Here is a 16,850-nt window from a genome sequence, read left to right as displayed (position 1 = left end):
GCCACCCCGCCGTCCCCCCCGGCGTAGAACTCCCTGCGCTCGGTCGCGCGTCATCGGGGCGAAACTTGTGCAGCCCAATGGACCGTCCACTGCAGAGCCGTCCACCACCACCGAGCAGGAAATCGAGTACACGGCCCTCTTTCTCGGACGCCACGACGACAACGCCCAGCAGTGGCGCCGCCGCGCCCCGGAGCTGTCCTCGATCGTGGTGTCGGACGGGCAGCGGCGCTGGCCTCGGCGAGGACGTCTTTCGTCCAGGTCCTCGAGGGCCTCGTGCCACGGAGCGGCCGCAGTGTCGAAAGCGGCCGGGGCGGCATCGCCTGAAGCTCGTCGGCGCGGGCAGCGATCCGCACCGGCGGCGAGCTCGGCCTGGACCACGTTGTCTGGAGACGTACATCTGCGACTTGCCGATGCGCTCTGTGACCTTCTCCTGTGCCCCCTGTCGGTCGACCATCCGCTGGCGGCAGGTGCACCAGTACCAGTGCGTTGTCGTCGCTGTCGATCCGGTTGGCGCTGAGTTCACCGCAGGACAGGTACTGGTGGATGACCGGCCACTCGCCGTCGGCCCGGACCAGCATGCTCAGCGCCTCCGTTCGGCCACGGCAGTCCGCGACGCGTCGGGCGGCATGCGCATTCTGGCCAGCCCGCGCACAGCAAAAAAGGAGAGCATTTCCGCAGCGTGAACCCGAGATCGCCCATTCTTCTCGCAGCGATCTTCTATCACCGGGACTTCCTTAGATAGTCCGACAGCGCTACCGAGGGTTGGGTGTTATTTTGTTTGCAGCCCCCTCAATTGCCCGGGAAGTGCGTTGTTCAGGGCTAATATTCGATGTCATTCGGTTGTCGTCCGCCTGTTGAACCACAAGGAATCCCCATGGGTGACTCGAAAAAACGGCACCGACGCCCGGAGGAGGAGGTACCGCGAGGGAGCGTGGGCGGGTCCGGATCCGACGGGCCGCCGGTCCTGCCGGAGGCTTCACCTGCCGAAGGGTCCCTTGAGGCCGGCCTCCCCACCTCGGGCCGGATGGGCGACCAAGGGGGCACGAGCGCCGATGGCGGCGTCTCCGTCGGCCCGATGGAGAGAGGCCGGCGGGGCGAAGCGGCGCCACCGGGTCCCAGGTCCGGCTCGTCCCTGCAGATGGGCCCGGCACAGGGTTCATCGCGGGTGCGTCTGGTGGGGCTGTTGCGGAACGGGCCGCCGTTCGGTCCGACACGGCCGGGATTCTGGCGCAGCCCGCTCCGTGGGCCGTGGCTGACGTCCGTGCTCGGTGCGGTGCTGCTGGTGGGCATTCCTTTGATGTTCGTCACCGGGCTGCTCTCGTACGCGGCGTACAACCCTGACCTGGGAGCCAATGACAAGACCCCGGACCGAGGCTGGCTGGGGTTCTACTTGTTCTCCTGGCCTACGGATCCGCACTGGCTCTATCGGCTTACGCAGGGTGTCCACGTGACACTCGGCATCGCACTGATTCCTGTGCTTCTCGCAAAGCTCTGGTCGGTGGTCCCCAAGTTGTTTTCCTGGCCCCCGGTGAAATCGGTCGGCCACGCGCTGGAGCGGCTCTCGGTACTCCTACTGGTGGGCGGCGTGCTGTTCGAGTTCGCCACCGGGGTACTCGACGTTCAATTGGACTATATTTTTCCCGGATCCTTCTACCCGCTCCACTTCTACGGGGCCTGGGTCTTCATCGGCGCTTTCGTCGTTCATATCGCCTTCCGGATTCCCCTGACCGTCCGGATGCTGCGCAGCGGCGGTCTCCGTGACGAGTTGCGCGGGCAGTCCAGGACGGGTGGGACGTCCCCTTCGGACCCCACGGGCCTGGTCAGCCCTCGCCCCGCCGTACCGACCATGTCCCGCCGGGGTGCGCTGGGGATGGTGGGGGCCGGCTCCCTGGTGCTGCTCGCCGTGACGGCCGGGCAGAGCATCGGGGGCTGGCTCCGGCCCACCGCTCTGCTCGCGCCGCAGGGCCAGGATCCCGGGCCCGGCCCCAATGGCTTCCAGGTCAACAAGACTGCGGCCAGTGTGGGCATCCGGGCCGTTGACATGGGCGTGGCCTGGCGTCTTGTCGTTCGGGGCGGGGGCCGAGAGCGTGTCCTCACCCGGGAGGAGGTCCTGGCGCTGCCGCAGCACGGAGCGGCGCTGCCGATCGCCTGCGTGGAAGGGTGGTCCACCGAGGATCAGGAGTGGAGCGGCGTCCGGCTGTCGGATCTGGCCGCACTTGTCGGGTTCACCCTCCGCCCGCCGGGTGTCTTCGTCCAGTCCGCTCAGCTCAGCGGGTCGTTTCGCTCGACCACGTTGCGCGACAACCAGGTCCGGGACCCTCGCTCGCTGCTGGCGTTGCGGGTCAACGGTGCCGATCTGTCGCCGGATCACGGCTTTCCCGCGCGGATCATCGTCCCGGCCAACCCAGGTGTCCACAACACCAAATGGGTCACTCGGCTGACCTTCGGGGAGAACGTATGAGCCGCTTCCGCAGGGTGTACGGAGCCTCTCCCCTACATCTGGTACTGGTGCTGTGCTCGTTCGCGCTGACCGGCTATGCCGGTATCCGGCTGCTGGCGGGCGCCGAGCCGTGGAAGGTGGTCCTGTGGTTCGTCGGGGCAGCCCTGCTGCACGACCTGGTGTTCCTCCCTCTGTACACCGTTACCGATCGCGGGGCCCGGATGCTGCTGGGCATGCGCCGGAACCCCGTGGCCACAAGCCACGCGGCTCGCCCCACGCAAGGGCGGATCAACTACGTCCGGGTTCCGGTCTTCCTCTCCGGTGTGCTGCTCCTGACGTACTTTCCCCTGATCCTGGGACGGGTGAGCCATCGGTTCACCTTGTACACGACGCTCTCCACCGACGTGTACCTCGGCCGCTGGCTGCTGATCACCGCGGTCTTCTTCGCCCTCTCCGCCCTCGCCCTGCTGTTCCGTACGGCGCGCTCCCGACCCACGCAGAACCCGGGTGTGGGGCGATCGGCCGCGCCCCGGCCGGAACAGGGCAACCGCGATCCCGGCGACGGAACCGCCCAGTGAACCGCCGGTCGCGACCGGCGAGGCAGCGGTCCTCCCATCACGCGCAGCAGGCAGGACAGACATGAGTTCACGGCCCATCGGTGACTACGCGCTGCTGTCGGACTGCCGCTCTGCTGCACTGGTGTCCACGGAAGGCTCTGTGGACTGGCTGTGCCTCCCGCGCTTCGACAGCCCTGCGGTCTTCGGCCGTCTGCTCGACGAAGCAGCAGGACACTGGACGATCCGCCCTTGCGGGACAAGCAGGGTCACCCGCCGCTACGTACCCGAAAGCCTGGTACTGGAGACCACCTTCCGCACTCCCTCCGGCACGGTGATGCTCCTCGACGCCCTGGCCATGGGCCACCGTGAGCGCGGCCACGCGCTGGGAGCCTCTTCCCCGGGCGTCCTGCTGCGCCGGATCACCTGTACCAGCGGATCGGTCGCGGTGGAGACCAGCTTCGCTCCGCGCCCCGAGTTCGGCCTCGTCCACCCCCTGCTGTCCGCCGTACGCGGCGGGCTCAGCGCGTACGGAGGCGCGCAGCGGCTCGTGCTGTCCACACCGCTCCCCTTGCGGATCGACGGCTCCACCGCCCGCGGCGAGACCGTACTCAAGGCGGGGAAGCGGATCGAATTCGCCCTGTCCTCTCTGCCCGCCTGGGGTGATGCGGAACCGGATCCCTGGCCGGGTGGACGCATCAACCGCCGGCTCAACGACACGGTCAAGGGGTGGAGATCCTGGACTCGGATCCATCAGGGCTATCAAGGCCCGTGGAAAGACGAGGTCGCCCACAGCGGACGCGTGCTGCAAGGACTGAGCTTCACACCCACCGGAGCCATCGTCGCAGCGGCCACCACCTCCCTCCCGGAGAGCATCGGGGCCGACCGCAACTGGGACTACCGCTACACATGGGTCCGCGACGCCAGCTTCACCCTCCAGGCCCTGTCCACCTCCGCCTGCGAGAAGGAGAAGGCCACCTACTTCGGATTCCTCGCACAGGCCGCAGCCACCCAACTGGAACGAGGCGCCAACCTCCAGGTGATATACGGCATCGGCGGCGAAAGAGACCTCAGCGAACGCACCCTGCCCCACCTCTCCGGATGGCGGGGCAGCACACCGGTCCGAACCGGCAACGACGCGTGGCGCCAGCACCAGCTCGACGTCTACGGCGAGCTCCTGGACGCCGCACATCAAACTCACCCCCGCACCGAATGGTTCGCCCCGCCCACCCGCAGCTTCCTCCTCCAAGCCGCTGAGACCGCCGCTCGACGCTGGCGCGAGCCAGACCAGGGGATCTGGGAAGTACGAGGCCCCAGCCGCCACTTCCTCTACTCGAAACTCATGTGCTGGGTCGCCCTCGACCGGGCCATCGACCTCGCACCCGCCCTCGGAGCCACGCCCACGCAGGTCACGGCCTGGCGACACACCCGCCAGCACATTCGCAGGGCCATTGAGGACGAAGGGTGGAACCCGCATCTCGGCGCCTTCACCCAGGCGTTCGGATCCAGCGAACTGGATGCCTCAGCCCTCATGCTCCCCCTCGTCGGCTTCCTCCCCGGCGACGACCCTCGCATCCGCACCACCGTGGCAGCGATCGCCAGCAAGCTGACAGACGCCCGCGGACACGTTCGTCGCTATCTCCGGGACGACTTCGCATCCGAGGAGGGGGCGTTCCTGCTGTGCACTTTCTGGCTCGCCCACGCCCTGGCCCTCATCGACGAAGTGCCACGCGCACGCGAAGTCTTCGAAACCGCGCTCTCCTGCGCCAACGAGGTCGGTCTCCTCGCCGAGGAGATCTCACCGACCACCGGGGAGGCGCTGGGCAACTATCCGCAGGCGTTCAGTCATATCGGCCTGATCAACGCGGCACGCGCCATCGGCCATGCCGAACGGCCACGGCGGAACAGTTGACGTCAGGCCATGCAGGTTGCAGCAGGCCGGACCGGGCGGGCTATTCGGGCTAGTACTCCAGTCTGGTTTCGTGGCCTATCCAGCAGGTTCGTCGAGAGACCGCCGACGGTAGTGGCTGCGCCGGGCTGTTGCCTGGTGGCGTCTGCGCCAGATGGACCAGTGCAGCAGCCTGGCTGCGGTCGCGGCTGGCGGAGCGAAGACCGCGGTGAGCAGATGGCGGATCTCGGGGACGGTCAGGGAGATCGGGTCGCTGTCCTGAGTCGGGAAGTTCCGGCCAGCGGGTCGGCCGGGGGCCGCGTCGGCGGCGACGGCGGTCAGGAAGGCCAGGGCGAGCATGGCGAGCGTGATGTGCCGGTGCCACGATGTCCAGTGCCTGACCTGATAGTGGTCGAGTCCGACCTGGCCCTTGGCGGCCTGGAAACACTCCTCGATGCTCCAGCGGACACCGGCGACGCGGACGAGTTCGGCCAGTGTCGCGGTGGTGGGTGACCAGCACAGGTAGAAGGCGAGTTCGCCGGTGGTCCGGTTGCGGCGGATCAGCAGGTGGCGGTGACTTCCGGTGCCGATGTGGATCCAGGCCCAGTCGTAGTGGCGGTAGCCTTTCGCGCCTCTTCCGGCGCTGTGTCGTTGCCAGGCCGTGGCGGGCAGGCGCCCGGCGACGGTGTCCGCGCGGACTGTGGTGCGGCCGTGATTGATCCTCACCCGGGCCGAACAGGCGACGGCCAGCACGTAGCCGGTGCCGCGTGCTTCCAGAACGGTCCGCAGGTGGGGGTCCTGGCCGTAGGCTTCGTCGCCGGTCACCCAGGAGGCGGCGATCCCGGCGTCCAGCGCGGCGGTGATCATCTCCCCGGCCAGGCGGGGCTTGGTCGCGAACTCCACCGTCTCGGGTATTCCTGCCTCACGGCGGCGCTCGGGATCGGTGCTCCAGGAATGCTCGGGCAGGTAGAGCCGGCGGTCGATCAGGGCCCGGCCCCGGGTGGTGGCCAGGGAGAGGAACACACCGACCTGGGCGTTCTCGATGCGTCCGGCGGTGCCCGTGTACTGCCTCTGCACTCACGCCGAGGACCGGCCCTTTTTCAGGAAACCGGTCTCGTCGACGACGAGAACAGCATCGTCGGTGCCGAGGTGTTCGGCGGCGTAGGAACGCAGGTCGTCGCGGACCGCATCGGCGTCCCATCGGGCATACCTCAGCAGACGCTGCAGGGGCCCGGGCCGCTTATGCCCCGCTCGTTCGGCCAGCTGCCAGCAGTTCTTCCGCTCGACGCCCGTCAGTAGCCCGAGCAGGTAGGAACGGGCCGCCGCCCGGGGCTCAACGCGCCCGAACCTGCCCGCGATCCGGGCCATGACCTGGTCGAACATCGCCCGCCATCGGTCAGGGTCTACGCTATGGCCTGCGGCCACCGCACGATCTTCGGGAGTCCACACAACCCCTGATCATCTCGCGGCGGCCGCCCGCGTCAGGCGCTGCCGTACTGGCCGTCGTCGCCTGGGCCATCGAGAGACTGCACACCGGAGTACTAATCCGCTTGCAGTACGAAGAACAGGAAGCGCGGCTCGGCCGCGATGGCCTCGGGGAACAGCTCGCGGGCGGCGGGATCAGGCTCCGGCTCGCTGATGACCGTAATCCGGAAACCGGCCCCGGTGAAAGCCTCAATCATCGCGTGCAGCGGCCTGTTCCAGCGACTCACCAGGGTGGTCTGGCCGCCCATGCTCCACTCTACGGTCCACTTGGTGGTGTCGAAGTAGTCGCACTCGGCCTCGCGACCGGCCTCACGGTGAATGAGGTTGACGGCAAAGGGATGGTCGACAGACGCGATCAGCCGACCGCCGGGCCTGAGTACGCGTCGCAGCTCGGCCAGCGCCGGCCCCCAGTCCTCCAGGTAGTGCAGCACCAGCGACGCCACTACATCATCGAACGTGTCATCAGGGTAGGGAAGCGGGCTGCCCAGCTCCGCCACCTGCAGATCCGCACCGTCGCCGAGCCGCTGCCGAGCCAGCCCCAGCATCCCGGCACTCGAGTCGAAACCACTCACAATGGCGCCACGGTCACGCAGCGCGGCAAACAAGGCCCCCGAGCCACAGCCCGCGTCGAGGATCCGCCGGCCAGCCACGTCTCCAGCGAGGGTCAGCATCGCGGGACGCTCGTAGTAGGCATTGACCAGGTTGGTTTCGTTCGCAGCCGTGTACGCCTCGGCGAAGCTGTTGTAGTCGTTGGTCTTCGACGGATCCACACTCACCGAGGACGGTGAAACCAACCTGGTGGAAAACGTGTGCGCTTGGTGCTCGCCTGAGGTCATGGTGCAGGAGACGTGTGCTGCAGTAGATCGGTTCCTGGCCCGACCATCAATATGCGTGCCCACAGAGCCCGCCTGCAACTGCGGCTCGAATCAACGAATTTCGGGCACGTCCGGGCGCAGTCGACCCGCACGTGATCACGAAACCACACTGGAGTACTAGGCGGGGCGGACTCGGAGCAGCCGCTGATGCTGCCGATGGAGGCGATCGAGCTGGACGCCTTCCGTCATGCGCACGAGCGCGACACCTTCTGGTGCGGCACCCTGCTCGGGGGCTGCGGCGGCCAGCTGACCACGAAGCTCTACACCGACAGAGCGTGCCACTTCGCCCATCACCCCGATCCGGACGGACTCCCGCACGTGTGCGGGCGCGCCGCCCGCGGTGTGAACAGCGCGGACCACCTGTACGTGAAGTCGGCGGCCGCGGCCTGGCTCGCCAACCGGGGAGAGCAGGCCACCTTCACCTACACCCGCCCCGGGTGCGGGCCGCTGGGCTCCGTCGTCGACGTCCGGTGGCGGCACGGTGCCCTGCGGGTACATCTGGACCAGGCGGTGGTCCCGGTGTGGGACGACGCGGTGGAGCCGGTGCTCGGCACCATGGTCCCCGTGGACCGGGACACGCTGGTCCGCCGCTGGTACGTGCACCGGATCCGTCTCGACAGCGAGGGAACGGCGCGCCGCGTGCGGATCGGGACCGAGGCGTTCGCCCGTCCGTGGTCGTGGTGGCCAGGGTGAGCCACGCCCTGGCCACCCTGGACGGGGTGGATCAGGAGACCCGGGCCCAGATCGACATCGTCCTCCAGGACGCCAGGATCTGGCTGCAGGAGCAGGCCGTAGTCCGGCAGGAGATGTTCTTACGGCTGGGCGAAGCCGTGGCCGACGGAAACGTCCAGGAGGCCCGCGGGCTGCTGACCCGGGTCAACGCGATCGCGGCCCACGACCGCACCGACACCGAAACCCAGACGGCCGGGGCGGCCGCCACCTTCCTCTCTGGAGTGCTTCGGGAACAGGAAGAAGCCGCCCGCAGGCTCAACGCCGCGGCCGAAGCCAAGGAAGAGGCCCGTCGGAGAACGGCCCGGCAGAAAACACAGGCGCTTGAGCAGGTACGCACGACCTTGCGCACCCTGCGTCGCCACGGCGGCACCATGCTGGGCACGGAGAAGCGGCGCAGGGTCGCCATGCTCACCGACCTGGCCGCCAAAGCTGGTGATCAGCTCTCGCGCAGCGAGACCAACCAGATCGAGGCGTGGAAGGCCCGCGTGCAGCGCGAGCGAAAGACGCCGGCACACGTGCTTCCCGCACAGAAGGAACTTGCCCCGGACCCGACACCCGACCGCGGCCGAAACGTACAGCAGCAAAAGGGCGAGCCCCGCCTGTACCAACAGGTGGCGCGCGCGGACTGGTACAGCAAAACCTGCCCGCGGTGCCACGCCGGGGCCGGGAGGCCGTGCGACAACGACGACCGGGTCGGCCCCGGCCGGACGCGGCAACTTCCGCACGACGAACGCCTGCGCAGAGTCCTGCACCACAGCGACGCCCGCTCCCGGCCGCCACGGCAGCGCCGGGAGAAGCGGAGCGAACAACCGGCCGGTGGCACGGCGGCCCGGACCTGGCACGCCCGGGAAGTCCGGTGCCCGAAGTGCCAGGCCCCGCCGGAGGCCCGCTGCACACCCAACGAGACGCACCGCGAACGGATGCAGTGGGCGGCAGAGTTTACTCGCAAGCTGTGGGGCTGACCTCCGGCCATCCCGGGAAGCTGCGGTTCGGACCTGCTTTTAATGACGAAACCGGCTCCATAGTCGCCCTCCCTACCCAGTTGGACCGTATCGCGGCCACGGGGTCGGCTCAGGAGGTGGCGGGTCCGAGCCTCCGGTACACCGTCACCTGCCGACCGCGGACCTGCTCGGTCGCTACCGCCTTGAAGTGTTCGTCCAGCACCGAGAGCTTTGCCTTGTCCCGGGGGGACGTCACGGACGTCGCGGCCTCCGGGGCATCCGTGACCAGCAGTATCTCCATCTGGGCAAGCATCGCGGCGCGGATCCGCGCCGGGTTTGCCTCCACACCCTTGAGCGTCCCAGACACCGCCGGACTTTCCATCAGCGCGATGTCCCTGAGACCGGTGAAGGCGTCGGGGGAGACCGACTTGGTGTCGCGCCGCGCGGCGGGCACGAAGAGCACGCCGTCGCCGGGACGCTTGAGCCGCCGCACATCCGACGCGATCGCCAAAACGTCATCCACCCGACTCTCGGGGGACCGCTTGGACACTGACTGCGGCAACAGCGCCACTGTCGCCACGGTCAGCACCGCAGGGAGCACGCACACGTAGGCCCTGGGAAACCTCGGCGTCGCCGCTCGTACCGCAGCGCCCAGTGCGGCACCGATCAGCAGGGCCAGACCCATGAAGCTGAAGAGAATGTAGCGCTCCAGGAACATCGGCCGGATCAGCGAGATGCCGAGCAGGGCGACCTGCGGCACCGCCAGAAGAGGGAGCCCGACTGCCGCGAGGGACTGGCCGCCTTTCCGCCGCCGGTCCGTCAGCGCTGCGAGTCCGCCGATCGCCAGCAGAACCGCCGGGCCGAGCATCATGTGCCACGACAACGGCGGTATCCAGGACACCTGCTGCGACTGGCTCCGGGTGAAGAGAATCAGCGGCAATACACACACCGCGCCGACCGCAGAGGCCGCCGCCCAGCGTTTCCACAATCCACGCCCGGCTTGCCTCCACACCAGGGTCGCAAAGTGAGCAGGCAGGAGCAGCAGCGACAACCAGTTCAGCAGTCCGCAGACGAGCACGGTGCCCCCGTACGCCGCCCAGAGCCTCCGCCGGTGATGCCGACTGGTGAGCGCGGTCGTCAGCAGGAGTGTCGAGATCCCTGCCCCGGCCGTGACAAGCGCATACGGGCGGCCTTCCTGCAACTGGAACTGCACGGCCGGCAGGAGCCCGAACGTAAGGCCACCTCCCAGCCCGGCCCAGCCACCAGCCAGTCGGCGACCGATGACGGCCGCGCACCCCGCTGCTACCGCCATGGCGAGGACGGACGGCAGCCTCAGCGTCGTCGTACTGGGGCCGAAGCATGCGAAAAGGCCGTGCATGAGTAGGTAGTAGAGCCCGTGAACGGCGTCGACCTGTCCGAACATGTGCCATATCTGGGCAGTTGATCGCTCGGCCACCTGCCAGGTCGCTGCCTCGTCCCTCCAGAGACTGTGCTGGCGAGACAAACCCCAGCAGCCAAGGGCGAAGGTCCACAGAACGGGTATCAGCCAAATGGGCAGACGGTGCCGCAGAGGGACTATGGGGGGATTCATAGAGATCTTCAGGACCCGACGTGAGAAGCGCGGACCGCAGTCTGCGACGGATGGGCGTCAGCAGGAGTGTCGTCGGCCGACGATCGTGTGTGTGTGGGGGGGGGGCCGGGGTTGACGAACGATCACACTGACGGGTGACCGGGTCAGTCTGCGCGGTTCACGAAGGGGCGACAACCCTCGCCTGTGAAGAGCAAGGCCACTTCTGTCACCCCGCGCTTGGAGCACACGGAAACGCGCACAAGCAGGCCGGAGGAGCGGACGGGTGAAACCGTTCCAGATGTCCCTTTCCGCTTTGGCTGAAGATCACTCCTGTGGTTTGCGTCACATGATCTTGAGCTATCAAAGATTATTTCACGCAGCCACACTCTTGTCCTGTTCTCATCAAAGGGGGCTGCGCGCCGTGCGCCCCCCGTTAAGGACTAGGAGTTCAGCTTTGAGATCGAAGAACGCGCTCAAGGTCATGTTCGCGGCTGTCGCACTTACCGTGGCGGCAGGCGCGCCGGCGATGGCCGCCGTCAACATCGGCGGCGGTCAGTGGTCGTACGGCACGGGCTGTTGCAGCGTGTGGTCGAACTACAAGCACGCTTCCGTGAACCACTCGTCCTCGGCCGATGGCGACTACTGGTCCTACAGTGGCTGCACCGCGCCCGGCCCGTGGGCCCTGGCGTCGGCGGAGCTCAACGGCGGTACGGGCAAGGCGTACTGGGACAAGGGCTGCGCGCTCTGATCCCGCACACTACCGTGAGCCCCGGTGACGTCGTCACCGGGGCTCACGGTGGTCCTTCACCTGTCGCCCGCCGTCTCTCTCCCGCCACTTCTCATCGGTCCCGGGCAATTTCGCAAGCCCGACCTAGTGGTCCGACATAGGAAGCCGATGCTGCACCGAGGTATCAAGTTTGTCCACGTCGCCGTGCTGTTCTTCGCAGCTGTGCTGGCCTTCCTGTTCATACGGGAACTGGACGAGGACGGAGTGCTGGGCAACTCGGCCGTGATCTTCGTCTTCGACTCCGAGGATTCGACGAGTGGCGCCCAGGTCGCCCGGTCGATCGCGTCGTTCGCCGAGGACCACGACGTCACGGTTGCTCGTGAGGTACCGGACCTGAGGGAGCCCGATGGCCGCCGCCATCTGTATATGGCCGCAGGCGAAGACCCGTCGGGCGTCAGCGCGTGGCTGAACGACGGCTACCCGGAGTTCAGTTCAAGCCTCACCACGGACGTGCACCCGATTACCGACATCGGGCAGCGCGATCCGCGGGGCCACTACTATGTGTTCGGGCCGCCACAGGCCGCGGACTCGCTGGTCGCAGAGCTCTCCGGCCTCGGCCTGCGGGCTGACGTGTCCCACCCGCTCTCGGGCAGCGCACTGGCAACCGCCTACACCAATAGCGTCATGTACTGGTCTTTCTGGGCGATCGCTCTCGCTGCGGTGACCCTGACCGGCGCGAGTGTGCTGCTGTCCGCGAGGACCTATGGGATTCTGCGGTTGCAGGGCTTCTCCCTAGTGGATCTCCTCGTCCGTGACCTGAGGCAATTGCTGGCGCCCTGGGCGGTGGCGCTCGGTGCCGTGACTGCGGTGGCACTCACCTTCCTCGGCTTCTACAACGGCTTCGCCTGGCTCTCCCTCTTCGCCGCCCTCGCCGCCGCCTTGGCCGGACTGCTCCTTCTCCTCGTGCTGACCACTCATGTGGCAGTGATCGCGCTTACGTTCAAGGTCGACGTTTTGCGAGCGGTGAAGGGTGCCTTGCCCGCCCGGGCAGCATCCGTCGGCGTGTACCTGGTGCGCATTCCCGCTCTGCTGCTCGCACTCAGCGTCGCCACCGACGTCGCGCTGGTCGCCAGGGACATGGAGACGCGTCAGGAAAACAGGACTGCCTACGCCGAGGCGGGTGACGCCGTCACCATCCGCCTCAACGGAGGCCTCTCCGGCGAGAAGGAGAGAGTAATCGAGGAGATCGGCCCTTGGCTGCGCCGGGCGGACGGCAACGGGGAGGTCATTCTCGCCGGGCGCCGAGACCTCCAGAGCCTGGTGCCGGGCTCACAACTCCCACCAGGGGAAGTACTCGTCGTGAACGAAACTTTCCTCACTGAACAGCCCATCCTCGACCCGACGGGACAGCGCTACATGCCCGTGGCCCAGAGCGGTAGGGCCGCAAGCGGGGGCAGGGTACGGCTCATCGTTCCCAAATCCCTCGGCGGACACGGGGCGGCCCTCACCAAGGCGGTCGTCGGAGTGCTGGGTCCAGATTTTGATTCCCGAACCCAACTGGATGTGCACCCGGCCAAGAGTGGCCAGAGCGTCTTCACCTACAACACCGGAAATCAGGTCTACAACGCGGCGCACAGCCAGAAGGAGGACCGCTCCCATGTACAGGACCCGGTCCTGGTCGTAGTCCCGAACGGCTCACAGTTCGTGTCCGACGACGGCTACACCGCGTTCGCTGCGCAGGAGGGGATCGTCTTTCCCAACCCTGACGATGTCGTGAGCGCCATTGAGGGGAACAGGCTGGGCACATACGTCGTGGCGCTACGCCCCGTCGCTCAGAACTCCGCGCTGAAGATGAGGGAGGTGGTATCTGAGTTCCGGGTGCAGCTCTTCAACCTCGCGCTGACGGTCACAGTCCTCCTCATCGCCGGCGTCGGGATCTGTGTGATTTACGCGCGCAAGAACTCCCGGGCCATCTTCGCGCGCCACATCAATGGATGGAAGTACACGGCCACCCACCGGTTCATCCTCGGCGTGGAGGCGGCCATCGCGTTCCTGCTGGCCACCCGGGTGCCCTTTGAAGCATGGCTGCAAAACAAGGACCTGGAACGGATCGCCGCGTCCGGTGCTCCCCTTTCCCGGCCGCTCGTCGATCTCACCGGACTGGACCTGGGCATCATCGCCGGACTGGTGGTTGTCGAATTCGGCGCTGTGCTCCTTGCCCTCGCACTCTTCCACGGCCGTATCGTCAGGGAAGGGGCGACCGAGGTATGAGGCCCGTACATGCGATCCCCTTTCCATCAGCAGGAGCATTGTCGTGATCGATATCGAGAATCTCTCGAAGTCCTACGGTTCCCGGACTCTGTGGTCCGAGGTCACCTTCACCCTCAGTCGCGGAGAGATGCTCGCGCTCGTCGGGCCCAGCGGCTCGGGCAAGTCCACCCTCCTCAACTGTCTCGGTCTGCTTGACAAGCCGAGCACGGGGGCAGTGCGGTACGAGGGCAAGGACATCACCCGATTCGGCCGGCGCGAAACCCGCGGGTTCCGCCGCAACGTGCTCGGCTACCTATTCCAGAACTATGCGCTGATCGAGAACGCAACCGTTTCCGAGAACCTCAAAGTGGCCGTAAAGCCGCGCCGGCCCTCACCGGACCAGCCGGGCACAACCATCACTGAGGCCTTGGACCGCGTCGGCCTTGGCGGTAGGGAGAAGGAGACAGTCCACCGTCTCAGTGGCGGGGAACAACAGCGAGTGGCCCTTGCTCGGCTCATGGTCAAGCAGCCCGCTCTGGTGCTCGCGGACGAGCCGACCGGTGCCCTCGACGACGCCAACGCGAACATGGTCGTCGATGTTCTCCGCACAATGAGCGAGGCCGGATGTGCTGTCGTCATCGCCACCCACAGCAACTCCGTTCGCGAGCAGTGCGACAGAGTCTTCGCCCTGGGTGAGAACGATCGTGCCCCGCGGCGACCGACCGCCACCCTCCACACCACCTGACCGTCAGCCCGTCGTCGTCCGGAGCACGGACGACGACGGGCAGCGCGCCGAGGTAAACCCGTCGCTGGTCAGAGCCACGCCAGGGCCGATATGGAAATGCAGATCGACGTCTTCATGCCGAACGGGTGACCGGAACGCAGCAACTGCGCGACACCCTTACGCAGTGGCGAGCGATTTTGTCCTGACAGCAGCCGCACCCCGCCAAAGGAGCAGGAGCCCGGAGGGGTGGGTCAGGTCACAGCGGCGAGTGCCCTGCGGATTTCTGCGGCTAGTACTCCAGTGTGGTTTCGTGATCACGTGCGGGTCGACTGCGCCCGGACGTGCCCGAAATTCGTTGATTCGAGCCGCAGTTGCAGGCGGGCTCTGTGGGCACGCATATTGATGGTCGGGCCAGGAACCGATCTACTGCAGCACACGTCTCCTGCACCATGACCTCAGGCGAGCACCAAGCGCACACGTTTTCCACCAGGTTGGTTTCACCGTCCTCGGTGAGTGTGGATCCGTCGAAGACCAACGACTACAACAGCTTCGCCGAGGCGTACACGGCTGCGAACGAAACCAACCTGGTCAATGCCTACTACGAGCGTCCCGCGATGCTGACCCTCGCTGGAGACGTGGCTGGCCGGCGGATCCTCGACGCGGGCTGTGGCTCGGGGGCCTTGTTTGCCGCGCTGCGTGACCGTGGCGCCATTGTGAGTGGTTTCGACTCGAGTGCCGGGATGCTGGGGCTGGCTCGGCAGCGGCTCGGCGACGGTGCGGATCTGCAGGTGGCGGAGCTGGGCAGCCCGCTTCCCTACCCTGATGACACGTTCGATGATGTAGTGGCGTCGCTGGTGCTGCACTACCTGGAGGACTGGGGGCCGGCGCTGGCCGAGCTGCGACGCGTACTCAGGCCCGGCGGTCGGCTGATCGCGTCTGTCGACCATCCCTTTGCCGTCAACCTCATTCACCGTGAGGCCGGTCGCGAGGCCGAGTGCGACTACTTCGACACCACCAAGTGGACCGTAGAGTGGAGCATGGGCGGCCAGACCACCCTGGTGAGTCGCTGGAACAGGCCGCTGCACGCGATGATTGAGGCTTTCACCGGGGCCGGTTTCCGGATTACGGTCATCAGCGAGCCGGAGCCTGATCCCGCCGCCCGCGAGCTGTTCCCCGAGGCCATCGCGGCCGAGCCGCGCTTCCTGTTCTTCGTACTGCAAGCGGATTAGTACTCCGGTGTGCAGTCTCTCGATGGCCCAGGCGACGACGGCCAGTACGGCAGCGCCTGACGCGGGCGGCCGCCGCGAGATGATCAGGGGTTGTGTGGACTCCCGAAGATCGTGCGGTGGCCGCAGGCCATAGCGTAGACCCTGACCGATGGCGGGCGATGTTCGACCAGGTCATGGCCCGGATCGCGGGCAGGTTCGGGCGCGTTGAGCCCCGGGCGGCGGCCCGTTCCTACCTGCTCGGGCTACTGACGGGCGTCGAGCGGAAGAACTGCTGGCAGCTGGCCGAACGAGCGGGGCATAAGCGGCCCGGGCCCCTGCAGCGTCTGCTGAGGTATGCCCGATGGGACGCCGATGCGGTCCGCGACGACCTGCGTTCCTACGCCGCCGAACACCTCGGCACCGACGATGCTGTTCTCGTCGTCGACGAGACCGGTTTCCTGAAAAAGGGCCGGTCCTCGGCGTGAGTGCAGAGGCAGTACACGGGCACCGCCGGACGCATCGAGAACGCCCAGGTCGGTGTGTTCCTCTCCCTGGCCACCACCCGGGGCCGGGCCCTGATCGACCGCCGGCTCTACCTGCCCGAGCATTCCTGGAGCACCGATCCCGAGCGCCGCCGTGAGGCAGGAATACCCGAGACGGTGGAGTTCGCGACCAAGCCCCGCCTGGCCGGGGAGATGATCACCGCCGCGCTGGACGCCGGGATCGCCGCCTCCTGGGTGACCGGCGACGAAGCCTACGGCCAGGACCCCCACCTGCGGACCGTTCTGGAAGCACGCGGCACCGGCTACGTGCTGGCCGTCGCCTGTTCGGCCCGGGTGAGGATCAATCACGGCCGCACCACAGTCCGCGCGGACACCGTCGCCGGGCGCCTGCCCGCCACGGCCTGGCAACGACACAGCGCCGGAAGAGGCGCGAAAGGCTACCGCCACTACGACTGGGCCTGGATCCACATCGGCACCGGAAGTCACCGCCACCTGCTGATCCGCCGCAACCGGACCACCGGCGAACTCGCCTTCTACCTGTGCTGGTCACCCACCACCGCGACACTGGCCGAACTCGTCCGCGTCGCCGGTGTCCGCTGGAGCATCGAGGAGTGTTTCCAGGCCGCCAAGGGCCAGGTCGGACTCGACCACTATCAGGTCAGGCACTGGACATCGTGGCACCGGCACATCACGCTCGCCATGCTCGCCCTGGCCTTCCTGACCGCCGTCGCCGCCGACGCGGCCCCCGGCCGACCCGCTGGCCGGAACTTCCCGACTCAGGACAGCGACCCGATCTCCCTGACCGTCCCCGAGATCCGCCATCTGCTCACCGCGGTCTTCGCTCCGCCAGCCGCGACCGCAGCCAGGCTGCTGCACTGGTCCATCTGGCGCAGACGCCACCAGGCAACAGCCCGGCGCAGCCACTACCGTCGGCGGTCTCTCGACGAACCTGC

Annotated in this window: 12 protein-coding genes and 2 pseudogenes; 10 read left to right on the top strand and 4 right to left on the bottom strand. The window is 67.3% G+C overall.

Annotated features, from left to right (window positions below; all coding sequences use genetic code 11):
* Nucleotides 1-50: 50 nt before the first annotated feature.
* On the bottom strand, nt 51-578 hold the full coding sequence (locus OG245_RS29370; RefSeq protein WP_371626375.1) for a hypothetical protein: 528 nt from the start codon (nt 576-578) through the stop codon (nt 51-53).
* A gap of 560 nt (nt 579-1,138) precedes the next feature.
* Here OG245_RS29370 and OG245_RS29365 point away from each other — a divergent pair.
* The 3 genes from OG245_RS29365 to OG245_RS29355 all read left to right on the top strand — a co-directional run bounded on the left by OG245_RS29365 (nt 1,139) and on the right by OG245_RS29355 (nt 4,906).
* Nucleotides 1,139-2,461: a molybdopterin-dependent oxidoreductase gene (locus tag OG245_RS29365; RefSeq protein WP_371626374.1), complete on the top strand. Its 1,323-nt coding sequence runs from the start codon at nt 1,139-1,141 to the stop codon at nt 2,459-2,461.
* Nucleotides 2,458-3,018 (top strand): hypothetical protein, encoded by a 561-nt coding sequence (locus OG245_RS29360; protein WP_371626373.1) that lies wholly within the window; start codon nt 2,458-2,460, stop codon nt 3,016-3,018. Before OG245_RS29365 ends, OG245_RS29360 begins: the two co-directional genes overlap by 4 nt.
* A 61-nt stretch (nt 3,019-3,079) precedes the next feature.
* Entirely contained in the window at nt 3,080-4,906 is a 1,827-nt protein-coding gene (locus OG245_RS29355) for a glycoside hydrolase family 15 protein (RefSeq protein ID WP_371626372.1), read from the top strand.
* 285 nt (nt 4,907-5,191) lie between these two features.
* Here the strand turns inward: OG245_RS29355 and OG245_RS29350 are convergent.
* A pseudogene (locus OG245_RS29350) lies at nt 5,192-6,265 on the bottom strand (IS701 family transposase); the annotation flags it as partial.
* A gap of 158 nt (nt 6,266-6,423) precedes the next feature.
* The gene (locus tag OG245_RS29345; RefSeq protein WP_371626365.1) at nt 6,424-7,203 is read right to left on the bottom strand and encodes a class I SAM-dependent methyltransferase; all 780 of its coding nucleotides are present in this window, start codon (nt 7,201-7,203) and stop codon (nt 6,424-6,426) included.
* Between the two features lie 186 nt (nt 7,204-7,389).
* Between OG245_RS29345 and OG245_RS29340 the strand changes: the two genes are divergently transcribed.
* Both OG245_RS29340 and OG245_RS29335 read left to right on the top strand, forming a co-directional pair.
* Nucleotides 7,390-7,935, top strand: coding sequence for a hypothetical protein (locus OG245_RS29340; protein ID WP_371626371.1), 546 nt, complete (start codon nt 7,390-7,392; stop codon nt 7,933-7,935).
* Nucleotides 7,932-8,936 (top strand): hypothetical protein, encoded by a 1,005-nt coding sequence (locus tag OG245_RS29335; protein WP_371626370.1) that lies wholly within the window; start codon nt 7,932-7,934, stop codon nt 8,934-8,936. The genes OG245_RS29340 and OG245_RS29335 overlap by 4 nt, the downstream gene beginning before the upstream one ends.
* Nucleotides 8,937-9,045: 109 nt before the next feature.
* On the opposite strand, the gene OG245_RS29330 is transcribed toward OG245_RS29335, so the two are convergent.
* Complete coding sequence (locus OG245_RS29330) at nt 9,046-10,506, bottom strand: hypothetical protein (protein WP_371626369.1); 1,461 nt, start codon at nt 10,504-10,506, stop codon at nt 9,046-9,048.
* 433 nt (nt 10,507-10,939) lie between these two features.
* Here OG245_RS29330 and OG245_RS29325 point away from each other — a divergent pair, with 433 nt between their 5' ends.
* The 5 genes and pseudogenes from OG245_RS29325 to OG245_RS29305 all read left to right on the top strand — a co-directional run.
* Nucleotides 10,940-11,233 carry a lactococcin 972 family bacteriocin gene (locus OG245_RS29325; protein ID WP_371626368.1) on the top strand — a complete coding sequence of 98 codons (294 nt, stop codon included), beginning with the start codon at nt 10,940-10,942 and terminating at the stop codon, nt 11,231-11,233.
* A 147-nt stretch (nt 11,234-11,380) separates the two neighbouring features.
* Nucleotides 11,381-13,483, top strand: coding sequence for a hypothetical protein (locus tag OG245_RS29320; protein WP_371626367.1), 2,103 nt, complete (start codon nt 11,381-11,383; stop codon nt 13,481-13,483).
* Nucleotides 13,484-13,526: 43 nt separating this feature from the next.
* Nucleotides 13,527-14,207: an ATP-binding cassette domain-containing protein gene (locus tag OG245_RS29315; RefSeq protein WP_371626366.1), complete on the top strand. Its 681-nt coding sequence runs from the start codon at nt 13,527-13,529 to the stop codon at nt 14,205-14,207.
* A 428-nt stretch (nt 14,208-14,635) separates the two neighbouring features.
* Complete coding sequence (locus OG245_RS29310; protein ID WP_371626365.1) at nt 14,636-15,415, top strand: class I SAM-dependent methyltransferase; 780 nt, start codon at nt 14,636-14,638, stop codon at nt 15,413-15,415.
* A gap of 158 nt (nt 15,416-15,573) precedes the next feature.
* Nucleotides 15,574-16,647: pseudogene (locus OG245_RS29305) on the top strand (IS701 family transposase); the annotation flags it as partial.
* Between the last annotated feature and the right edge of the window lie 203 nt (nt 16,648-16,850).

It is taken from the genome of Streptomyces sp. NBC_01116, from assembly GCF_041435495.1.
In the GTDB taxonomy this organism is placed as follows: Bacteria; Actinomycetota; Actinomycetes; order Streptomycetales; family Streptomycetaceae; genus Streptomyces.
This window is presented reverse-complemented; position numbering and strand designations above follow the sequence as displayed.

Coding starts and splice junctions, on each gene's coding strand:
- OG245_RS29355 (WP_371626372.1), top strand. CDS start 3,080: ATGAGTTCACGGCCCATCGGTGACTACGCGCTGCTGTCGGACTGCCGC.
- OG245_RS29310 (WP_371626365.1), top strand. CDS start 14,636: ATGACCTCAGGCGAGCACCAAGCGCACACGTTTTCCACCAGGTTGGTT.
- OG245_RS29345 (WP_371626365.1), bottom strand. CDS start 7,203: ATGACCTCAGGCGAGCACCAAGCGCACACGTTTTCCACCAGGTTGGTT.
- OG245_RS29360 (WP_371626373.1), top strand. CDS start 2,458: ATGAGCCGCTTCCGCAGGGTGTACGGAGCCTCTCCCCTACATCTGGTA.
- OG245_RS29340 (WP_371626371.1), top strand. CDS start 7,390: ATGCTGCCGATGGAGGCGATCGAGCTGGACGCCTTCCGTCATGCGCAC.
- OG245_RS29320 (WP_371626367.1), top strand. CDS start 11,381: ATGCTGCACCGAGGTATCAAGTTTGTCCACGTCGCCGTGCTGTTCTTC.
- OG245_RS29365 (WP_371626374.1), top strand. CDS start 1,139: ATGGGCCCGGCACAGGGTTCATCGCGGGTGCGTCTGGTGGGGCTGTTG.
- OG245_RS29330 (WP_371626369.1), bottom strand. CDS start 10,506: ATGAATCCCCCCATAGTCCCTCTGCGGCACCGTCTGCCCATTTGGCTG.
- OG245_RS29370 (WP_371626375.1), bottom strand. CDS start 578: ATGCTGGTCCGGGCCGACGGCGAGTGGCCGGTCATCCACCAGTACCTG.